This is a genomic window from Actinomyces naeslundii, assembly GCF_001956585.1.
Taxonomy (GTDB): domain Bacteria; phylum Actinomycetota; class Actinomycetes; order Actinomycetales; family Actinomycetaceae; genus Actinomyces; species Actinomyces naeslundii.
The window spans coordinates 1-8,507 of sequence record NZ_MSRR01000014.1; the positions used below are offsets into that span (position 1 = coordinate 1).

Annotated in this window: 6 protein-coding genes; 2 read left to right on the plus strand and 4 right to left on the minus strand. The window is 67.0% G+C overall.

The window, feature by feature from the left end; translation table 11 throughout:
* The first annotated feature begins 440 nt into the window (after positions 1-440).
* Entirely contained in the window at positions 441-998 is a 558-nt protein-coding gene (locus BKH33_RS07850) for a hypothetical protein (RefSeq protein ID WP_003782465.1), read from the plus strand.
* Positions 999-1,118: 120 nt separating this feature from the next.
* Here BKH33_RS07850 and BKH33_RS07855 read toward each other — a convergent pair whose 3' ends face one another.
* From BKH33_RS07855 to gatC, 4 genes are all read right to left on the minus strand, one after another.
* Positions 1,119-2,507: an NAD(P)-dependent malic enzyme gene (locus BKH33_RS07855; protein ID WP_003782456.1), complete on the minus strand. Its 1,389-nt coding sequence runs from the start codon at positions 2,505-2,507 to the stop codon at positions 1,119-1,121.
* 339 nt (positions 2,508-2,846) lie between these two features.
* Entirely contained in the window at positions 2,847-4,343 is a 1,497-nt protein-coding gene (gene gatB, locus BKH33_RS07860) for an Asp-tRNA(Asn)/Glu-tRNA(Gln) amidotransferase subunit GatB (protein ID WP_003782455.1), read from the minus strand.
* Positions 4,340-5,881, minus strand: coding sequence for an Asp-tRNA(Asn)/Glu-tRNA(Gln) amidotransferase subunit GatA (gatA, locus tag BKH33_RS07865; RefSeq protein WP_003782469.1), 1,542 nt, complete (start codon positions 5,879-5,881; stop codon positions 4,340-4,342). The genes gatB and gatA overlap by 4 nt, the downstream gene beginning before the upstream one ends.
* Entirely contained in the window at positions 5,878-6,183 is a 306-nt protein-coding gene (gene gatC, locus BKH33_RS07870; RefSeq protein ID WP_003782460.1) for an Asp-tRNA(Asn)/Glu-tRNA(Gln) amidotransferase subunit GatC, read from the minus strand. The genes gatA and gatC overlap by 4 nt, the downstream gene beginning before the upstream one ends.
* A 402-nt stretch (positions 6,184-6,585) precedes the next feature.
* Here gatC and BKH33_RS07875 point away from each other — a divergent pair, with 402 nt between their 5' ends.
* A complete protein-coding gene (locus BKH33_RS07875) occupies positions 6,586-8,433 on the plus strand; it encodes a L,D-transpeptidase family protein (protein WP_076069724.1) in 1,848 nt (615 codons plus the stop codon).
* The last annotated feature ends 74 nt before the right edge of the window (positions 8,434-8,507 follow it).

Genomic DNA, 8,507 nt, shown 5'->3' on the forward strand with positions numbered 1-8,507 from the left:
TTCTCAAACAACACACCCAGCCAGATATCGGTCAAGCCTCGCGACTTAACCTTGCCCTGGCGAGCAACTCCACCAATCTAGGAGATCCGCCGTCCGATGTCAACCTCGCGAACATTGTTCCCGATCACATCTTTCGGCATTCTCGCCAGAGTGAAGCAACCACTGAAGGGCCTGACGCGAAGCCCGGCCGTTCGGCAGCGGGCTGTACCTTAGGCAGGTTCGCCCCATGGGCGTCAAACCAGAACACCATGATCCGAGACACATCAACCTTTCGCTGCCGTTCCAGCATCTTCGCCGATCGCATGGGATCACCACCCCGACACCCCGCCGTTCATCAGTACCCGCCGAGCAACCTGCGCGCTACGATCGACAGGTCAGTTTACGTTTCAACTTTCTGGTGTCCGGAATCGGACCCCAGCGATCACTAAGGAGCACCTCCCGTGCCTGCCTCCACCCATGGCGCTATGCGCCTTCGTTCCGGATCCGACATCGTGACAAGCCCAGCGGCTCGTATCGTGCTGGCCACCATGCGGATCGTCGTCGGCTTCTTCTTCCTGTGGGCCTTCTTGGACAAGGCCTTCGGCCTCGGATTCTCCACACCTCGCCAGATGGCCTGGATCAACGGGGGCCAGCCCGCCCAGGGCTTCATCAAGGGCGTGGCGGCCAACAGCCCCTTCGGGAGCGTTTTCGAGCTGGTCGCCAACCCTGTCGGTGACTGGCTGTTCATGGCCGGAATGCTTGGGGTCGGCGTTGCCCTGACACTGGGTATCGGACTCAAGGTGAGTGCCATCGCGGCCTCAGCACTCATGGTCTCGATGTATCTGGCCCTGTGGCCCATCGGTACCGGAGGCACCGACAACGCCGCAACCAATCCCCTGGTCGATCTCCACTGGGTTCTGGCTCTGTCCACCATCCTGTTCGCGCTGACGCGGGCCGGCGACACCCTGGGGCTGGGCACATGGTGGTCACGCCTGGTCGGCGACTCCTGGCTGCGCTGATGTCACCGACGTCGTCAGACTGACGAGCGAGCTCGGGCCAAGTATCGAGTACGGAAAGGGGCGTGCAGCACCTACTAGTGCTGCACGCCCCTTTCCACGTCACTCGAAGCGTACCGGTCCCTATTCCGCTTCAGCGAACTTGCGCACCGCCTTAGCCACGGCATCGGCAACCCGGGTGTCGAAGGCACCGGGGATGATGTACACGGGGCTGATCTCGTCATCGGCGATCACCGAGGCGATCCCCGTGGAGGCGGCCCGCAGCAGCTCGGTGGAGATGTCGGTGATACCGGTATCCAGCAGGCCCCGGAAAAGTCCGGGGAAGGCCAACACATTGTTGATCTGGTTGGGGAAGTCAGAACGCCCAGTCGCTACGACGGCGGCGTAGTCGGCGGCCCGGATCGGGTCGACCTCGGGGATCGGGTTGGCCATGGCGAAGACGATGGCGCCGTCGTTCATGACGGCCAGGTCCTCGGGCTCGAGCAGGTTGCCCGATGAGACACCGATGAAGACGTCGGCGCCCTTGAGGCCCTCCTTGAGGGATCCGGTCACCTGACGCGGATTGGTGTTCTCCGCGAGCCACTTGCGGTGCTCGTTCATGCCCTCGGTGTCCGCTGCGGACAGGGCCCCGGTACGCCCGTAGCCCACGATATCGGTGGCACCGTGGGCCATGAGCAGCTTGGCGATGGCGTTGCCAGCAGCACCGACGCCGGACAGGACGATGCGCACGTCCTCGATCCTCTTGCCCACGATCTTCAAGGCGTTGATGAGGGCGGCCAGGGTCACGATGGCAGTACCGTGCTGGTCGTCGTGGAAGACGGGGATGTCGAGCTCCTCGCGCAGGCGAGCCTCAATGTCGAAGCACTTGGGCGCGGCGATGTCCTCCAGGTTGATGCCCCCGTAGGCAGGGGCGATGGCCTTGACGATGGCGATGATCTCCTCTGGATCCTTGGTATCCAGGGCAACAGGCCAGGCATCGACGTTGCCGAACTGCTTGAACAGGACGGCCTTGCCCTCCATGACGGGCATGGCGGCGGACGGGCCGATGTCCCCCATCCCCAGGACCGCGGTTCCGTCGGTGACGACGGCGACGGTGTTCTTCTTGATGGTGAGCATCCGGGCGCGCTCGGGGTGGTCGTAGATGGCCTTGCAGACACGGGCCACTCCGGGAGTGTAGACGCGGGCCAGGTCACGACGGTTGTGGATCGGGTACTTGCCGGCCACCTCGATCTTGCCGCCGACGTGGGTCAGGAAGGTCGAGTCGCCGACATTGCGAACGACGACGCCGTCGATCTCCTCGAGCTTGGCGACGAGCTCGTTGCGGTGCTTGGAGTCGCGAGTGTCGGCAGTGAGGTTGACGGTGAGCTTGTCACCATCGGCGTCGGCCACGTCGACGCCTGTGACGATGGCGCCAGTCGCAGTGGCGGTGTCGACCAGACGGGCTACCGCCTTCTGGGAGGCCGGCACCTCGAGGTACAGAGCAACGGTGTAACTGGGACTGGGCTGAACCATGGGCACTCCTTGTGGGACAGGCGAGGGGCTTGAGATGAAGTGCTCTGAGCCTATCCCCCATCGACCGCCTCCTAGCCGAATGACGGTCCTAAGTCGACCGGATAGTGAGACGCCAATGCTCGCTCGCAGGCATTCCACCCGCTTGCTGGGAGGGGTCTCACACGAAGAGGCGTCCAACCGCCCGTCTCCTCCGGAGCTCCCGACGACGAAAACCCGGCCCATTCCCCCTCTGGCGGCAGCCAGGGGGAACGGGCCGGGCGAGATCAGCCTCCCTCAGCGCGAGGGGACCGGTGTGGCGGACAGTCGGCTCAGATGATCAGCTCAATCGTCAAGCCGGTCTCAGCTCTGGACGCGCTCCATGACCAGCTCACGCACGCGCTTGGCGTCCGCCTGGCCGCGAGTCGCCTTCATGACGGCACCGACGATGGCACCGGCCGCTTGCACCTTGCCACCACGGATCTTGTCGGCAACGTCCGGATTCGCCGCCAGAGCCTCATCCACGGCCGCCAGCAGGGCGGAGTCATCGGAGACGACCTCCAGGCCTCGAGCAGCAGCCACGGCCTCGGGATCACCCTCCCCGGCCAGAACCCCCTCAAGGACCTGGCGAGCCAACTTGTCAGTGAGACGCCCGGAGTCGACCAGTGCCTGCAGATCGGCGATCTGCTCGGGTGCGACCGGCAGGTCCTCCAAACCGATCTCCTGCTCCTTGGCGGTGCGGGAGAGCTCCCCCATCCACCACTTACGGGCGGCCTGGCCGGTGGTTCCCGCGGCGGCCGTGGCCTCAATGAGCTCCAGAGCCCCGGCGTTGACGACGTCGCGCATCTCGGTATCGCTCAGGCTCCACTCGACCTTGAGCCGACGGCGCTTGGCCGCCGGCATCTCCGGCAGGCCCTCGCGGATCTGCTCGACCCACTCCCGGCTGGGCGCCACCGGCACGAGGTCCGGCTCGGGGAAGTAACGGTAGTCATCGGCGTCGGACTTGACGCGACCGCCGCGGGTGGTGCCGTCGGCCTGACCGTGGCGGGTCTCCTGAAGCACTTCTCCCCCGGCGGCCAGGATGGCCGCCTGTCGCTGGATCTCGTAGCGGACGACCTGCTCGATTCCGCGGAAGGTGTTGACGTTCTTGGTCTCGGTGCGGGTACCCAGCGGCGCGTCCGGCGACTCGCGCAGGGAGACGTTGACATCGGCGCGCACATTGCCGCGCTCCATGCGCGCCTCGGAGACCCCCAGCGCCCGGAAGATGTCGCGCAGCGTGCGCACGTAGGCGGCCGCGACCTGAGGGGCCTTGGCACCCGCACCCTCGATGGGGCGAGTGACGATCTCCACCAGCGGCACACCGGCACGGTTGTAGTCCACCAGGGAGTGGCTGGCGCCCTCGATGCGGCCGTCGGCGCCTCCGATGTGGGTGTTCTTACCGGCGTCCTCCTCCATATGGGCCCGCTCGATCGGGATGGTGAAGAAGGATCCGTCCTCCAGCTCGATCTCCAGCGCCCCGTCGAAGGCGATGGGCTCATCGGACTGTGAGGTCTGGAAGTCCTTGGACAGGTCCGGGTAGAAGTAGTTCTTCCGGGCGAAGCGGCAGGACTCGGCGATCTCGCATCCCAGGGCCAGCCCGATGCGGATGGCGTACTCCACCCCGCGGGCGTTGACTACCGGCAGCGCCCCGGGCAGTCCCACCGACGTGGGGGTTACCATCGTATTGGGCTGGGCGCCGAAGACGTTGGGGGCGGCGTCGAACATCTTGGTCACGGTCCCCAGCTCGACGTGCACCTCCAGTCCCAGGACCGGGTCGTAGCGGCGAACGGCCTCGTCGAAGTCCATCAGCGTGTCACTCATCGTGTCTCCTCCAGCTCGGGCGCGCGAGACAGCAGCGGCGCTCCCCATGTCTCCTCCAGCGCTGCCTCCAGCACGGCTCCGGCACGGTAAAGCCGGTCGTCGGCTCGCTGCGGCGCCAGGATCTGGAAGCCCACCGGCAGCCCGTCGTCACTCAGGCCCGAGGGCAGGCTCATGCCGGGAACCCCGGCAAGGTTGGCCGGAATCGTGGTCACGTCCAGCTTGTACATCGCCAACGGGTCGTCCTTCTCCCCGAAGCGGTAGGCCGTGACCGGGGCCGTGGGCGAGACGAGGACGTCCGCCTTGTCCCAGGCGGCGTCGAAGTCGCGCTGCACCAGGGTGCGCACCTTCTGGGCCGAGCCGTAGTAGGCGTCGTAGTAGCCGGCCGACAGCACATGCGTGCCCAGGATGATGCGGCGCTTGACCTCGTCACCGAAGCCCGCCCCACGGGTGGCCGCCATGACGGTCTCGGCGGTGACTGGGCCCGACGTCGGCTCGACCCGCAATCCGTAGCGCATCCCGTCGTACCGGGCCAGGTTGGAGGAGGCCTCGGCCGGCATGATGAGGTAGTAGGCGTCCAGCGCGTACTCCAGGTGCGGCAGTGACACGGTCTCCACCTGCGCGCCTGCTGCCTCGAGCAGCTTCAGAGCGGCGTGGAAGGAGGCCACGACGCCGTCGTGGTAGCCCTCGCCGCCGTCGAGCTCGGAGATGACGCCGACCCGCAGACCGGTCAGGTCCCGCCCCTCCTGAGCGGCGCGCACGACTGCCGCCATGCCTCGCGGCGCGTCCGACAGCGAGGTCGAGTCCAGCGGGTCGTGAGAGGCGATGACGTCGTGGAGCAGTGCTGCATCCAGCACCGTACGGGCCATAGGGCCGGGCGTGTCGAGGGAGGAGGCCATGGCGATGACGCCGAAGCGCGAGACCGTGCCGTAGGTCGGCTTGACGCCGACCGTCCCGGTCACGGCCGCGGGCTGGCGGATCGAGCCCCCGGTGTCAGTGCCGACGGCCACCGGGGCCTCATAGGCACCGACGGCGGCCGCGGAGCCGCCCGAAGAGCCTCCGGGGATGCGCCCGAGGTCCCAGGGGTTGGCGGTGCGCCCGAAGGCGGAGTGCTCGGTGGAGCCGCCCATGGCGAACTCGTCGAGATTGGTCTTTCCCAGGATCGGGGCGTGGGCGGCGCGCAGGTTGCGCACGAGGGTGGCGTCGTAGGGCGGCACCCAGCCCTCAAGGATCCGAGAGGCGGCGGTGGTGACCTGACCACGGGTGACGATGAGGTCCTTGACGGCCACCGGCACGCCGGTCAGCTCGTTGGTCGTCCGGCCCTCCTTGCGGGCGGCGTCGGCGGCGTCGGCCTGGCTCAGGGCGCGCTCGGCGTCGACATCGAGGAAGGCCCCCACGGCGCCGTCGACGGCGGCGATACGGTCCAGGTGGGCCTGGGTGAGCTCGCGGGAGGAGACCTCCCGGGCAGCCAGGGCCGCCGCCTGATCGGCGGCACTACTCCTGATGAGGCCGGCCAGTCCGGTAGCGTGAGTACTGCTCATGAGGCGGAGTCCTCCCCCAGGATCTGTGGCACGAGGAACATGGAGTCCTCAGAGGCCGGCGCTCCGGCCAGAAGCTCATCGACGTCGAGCGTGGGAGCCGGGACGTCCTCGCGCAGTACGTTGGTCAGGGGCACGGGGTGGGACGTGGCCGGAAGGTCGGGCGAGACCACGCTGGTAACCCGGGCGAAGGAGGAGGCGACCGCATCCAGCTCTCCGGCCAGTCGCGTCACCTCCTCATCGCTCAGCGCAACCCGAGCCAGTGCCGCAACCCGTGCGACCTCATCAGTGGAGATAGCAGACATGGTGTGGAGTCTAGCCGGGCCCGGCCGAACTGCCGTCGCATCACGGCGACACAGGACCGACAACGGGGACAGGTCCCCATGGACGATCCGGGGGCGGAAGGTGAAGGATGGCCTTCGAGCCCCGGAATTCCAGCGGAAACGAAACTGAGACCGGATTCGTGCGATCTCACAGCGCGTCATCCTCGAAGATGATTGACATCCCCTCGTTTCACCGATGTCATGGTGAGCACCGGGTTGCTGACGGCCTACCAGGGCCAGTGCTGGCGCACTGGGCGGGTAGGACCGGGAGCAGCCCTTGGACCGGACCTTCAGGACGTTGGGCCTTCCGGAGGTCGGACGGACAACTGGATTTCGACCGCGCCCCGCCACAGCCAGGGGCAACCGGTCGAGGGACGAGGACGCATGAGCAGCAACACTTCCCCCACTGGTGCCCAGCACCAGGGAGAAGCCTCATCGAGCAAGAACCCGGTGCTCAGCACACCCTACGAAGAGCCCGCAGGTGTGCGCCGCCAATCTGTCTTCCATGCGGCTGCGAACAACACGGCACCGCATGAGCGCTCCACCAGCACCGACTCGGACGATATGAACGAGGACATGGGCAGCACCGAGGAGATCGAGGTGGTGGCCCCGTCCGCGGTCGCCGCTCCGGGAACGGACAACGAGCTGCAGTACCAGCCGGCCCCCGAGAGCAGCACCGGGACCGAAGGCCCTGCCACCACGGACGACGCCGATTCCGACTCGGCCGCCTTTACCGGTCCAGCGGCCCCGGCGGTATCCGCCTTCGCAGTACCTCCGCACTCGGACGAGGAGTCCTACCTGGACGAGCCCCGACGCCGTCGTCGCTGGCCGCTGGGTGTCGCAGCCGCTGCGCTCCTCCTGCTGGGCGTCGTCGGCGCGGGAGGCTATGCCTACGCCGCGCACTACGACGGACGAGCCGTTCCTGGGACGACAGTGGCCGGAACCGACGTCTCCGGCAAGAGCCGCGAGCAGGTGGTCGCCGCCATTGAGAACCGCGCCAAGAGCGCCAAGGTCGACATCTCCGGTGATGTCACCGCCAGCGCTTCCCTGGCCGACCTGGGAACCACCGTGGACGCCCAGGCCACCGCCGACGCCGTCATGGCGCGGGGAGACTCGCTCGGCGAGAAGCTCCAGGCCCTGGTCTCCAAGGGAGAGGTCCCGGTGGTCACCACCACCAACACCACCACCGTGAGCAGCTATGCCACCTCCCTCATCCCCGAGGACCGCGCCAAGGCGCGTAACGCCACCGTGGTGCTCAGTGAGGACGGCACGACGTTCTCAACCACGAGCGCTTCCAATGGCGCCTCGCTGGACGTGAACGCCCTGGAGCAGGCCGCGCAGAAGGCCGCCACATCCCTGGGCTCGTCGTCCGTCTCCCTGACAATGACGGATGCCGCACCGAAGGTCTCCGACGACGAGGCCCAGAAGGTTGCCGACAAGGCCAACAACTGGGTCTCCCAGGACGTCACCATCACCCTGGATGAGGACTCCTACACGGCGGAGAACACCGACAAGGCCTCGTGGATCAAGGTCACCAACTCGGCCGAATCCGCACCCACCATTGCCGTGGACTCCGCGAAGGTCTCGCAGTGGGTCCAGGCACAGGCCGAGGAGGCCAAGGTCGAGCCCGTCACGGGTCAGCGCAACGTCAACGCCAGTGGGAAGGTGGTCTCCACCCCGACGGAGGCCAAGGACGGCAAGACGGTCAATAATGCCGACACCGTCGCTAAGTCGATCACCGAGTCCTTCGGCAGCGACAAGGCCTACACCGGCACCTTCGAGACGACGGCGGTCAAGGCCGAGTGGAAGGAGCGCACCATCGCCGCGGGTGCGGAGAACCTGCCCTACCAGGCCGCTCCGGGTGAGAAGTGGGTCGACCTCAACCTGTCGAACAAGACGGTGACCGCCTACGAGGGCGCAACCGTCGTGCACGGTCCGGTCTCCATTGTGGACGGTGCCGCCGAGACCCCGACGGTGACCGGCACCTACAAGGTCTACCTGCAGTACGAGTCCCAGACCATGCGCGGGGAGAACGCCGACGGATCGCCCTATGTCGCCGAGGACGTCCCCTGGGTGAGCTACTTCTACAGCGGCTACGCCTTCCACGGTGCGGGGTGGCGCTCCAGCTTCGGGTACTCCGGTTCCCACGGCTGCGTCAACATGCCGGTCTCCGAGGCTCAGTGGATCTACAACTGGGTCGACACGAACACGGTGGTCCAGAGCCATTACTGAGCCGGAATCGGCTGAGCCACGACTGGGGCGGGGCACCTCCTGAGCAGGAGGTGCCCCGCCCCCGCTGACGAGGT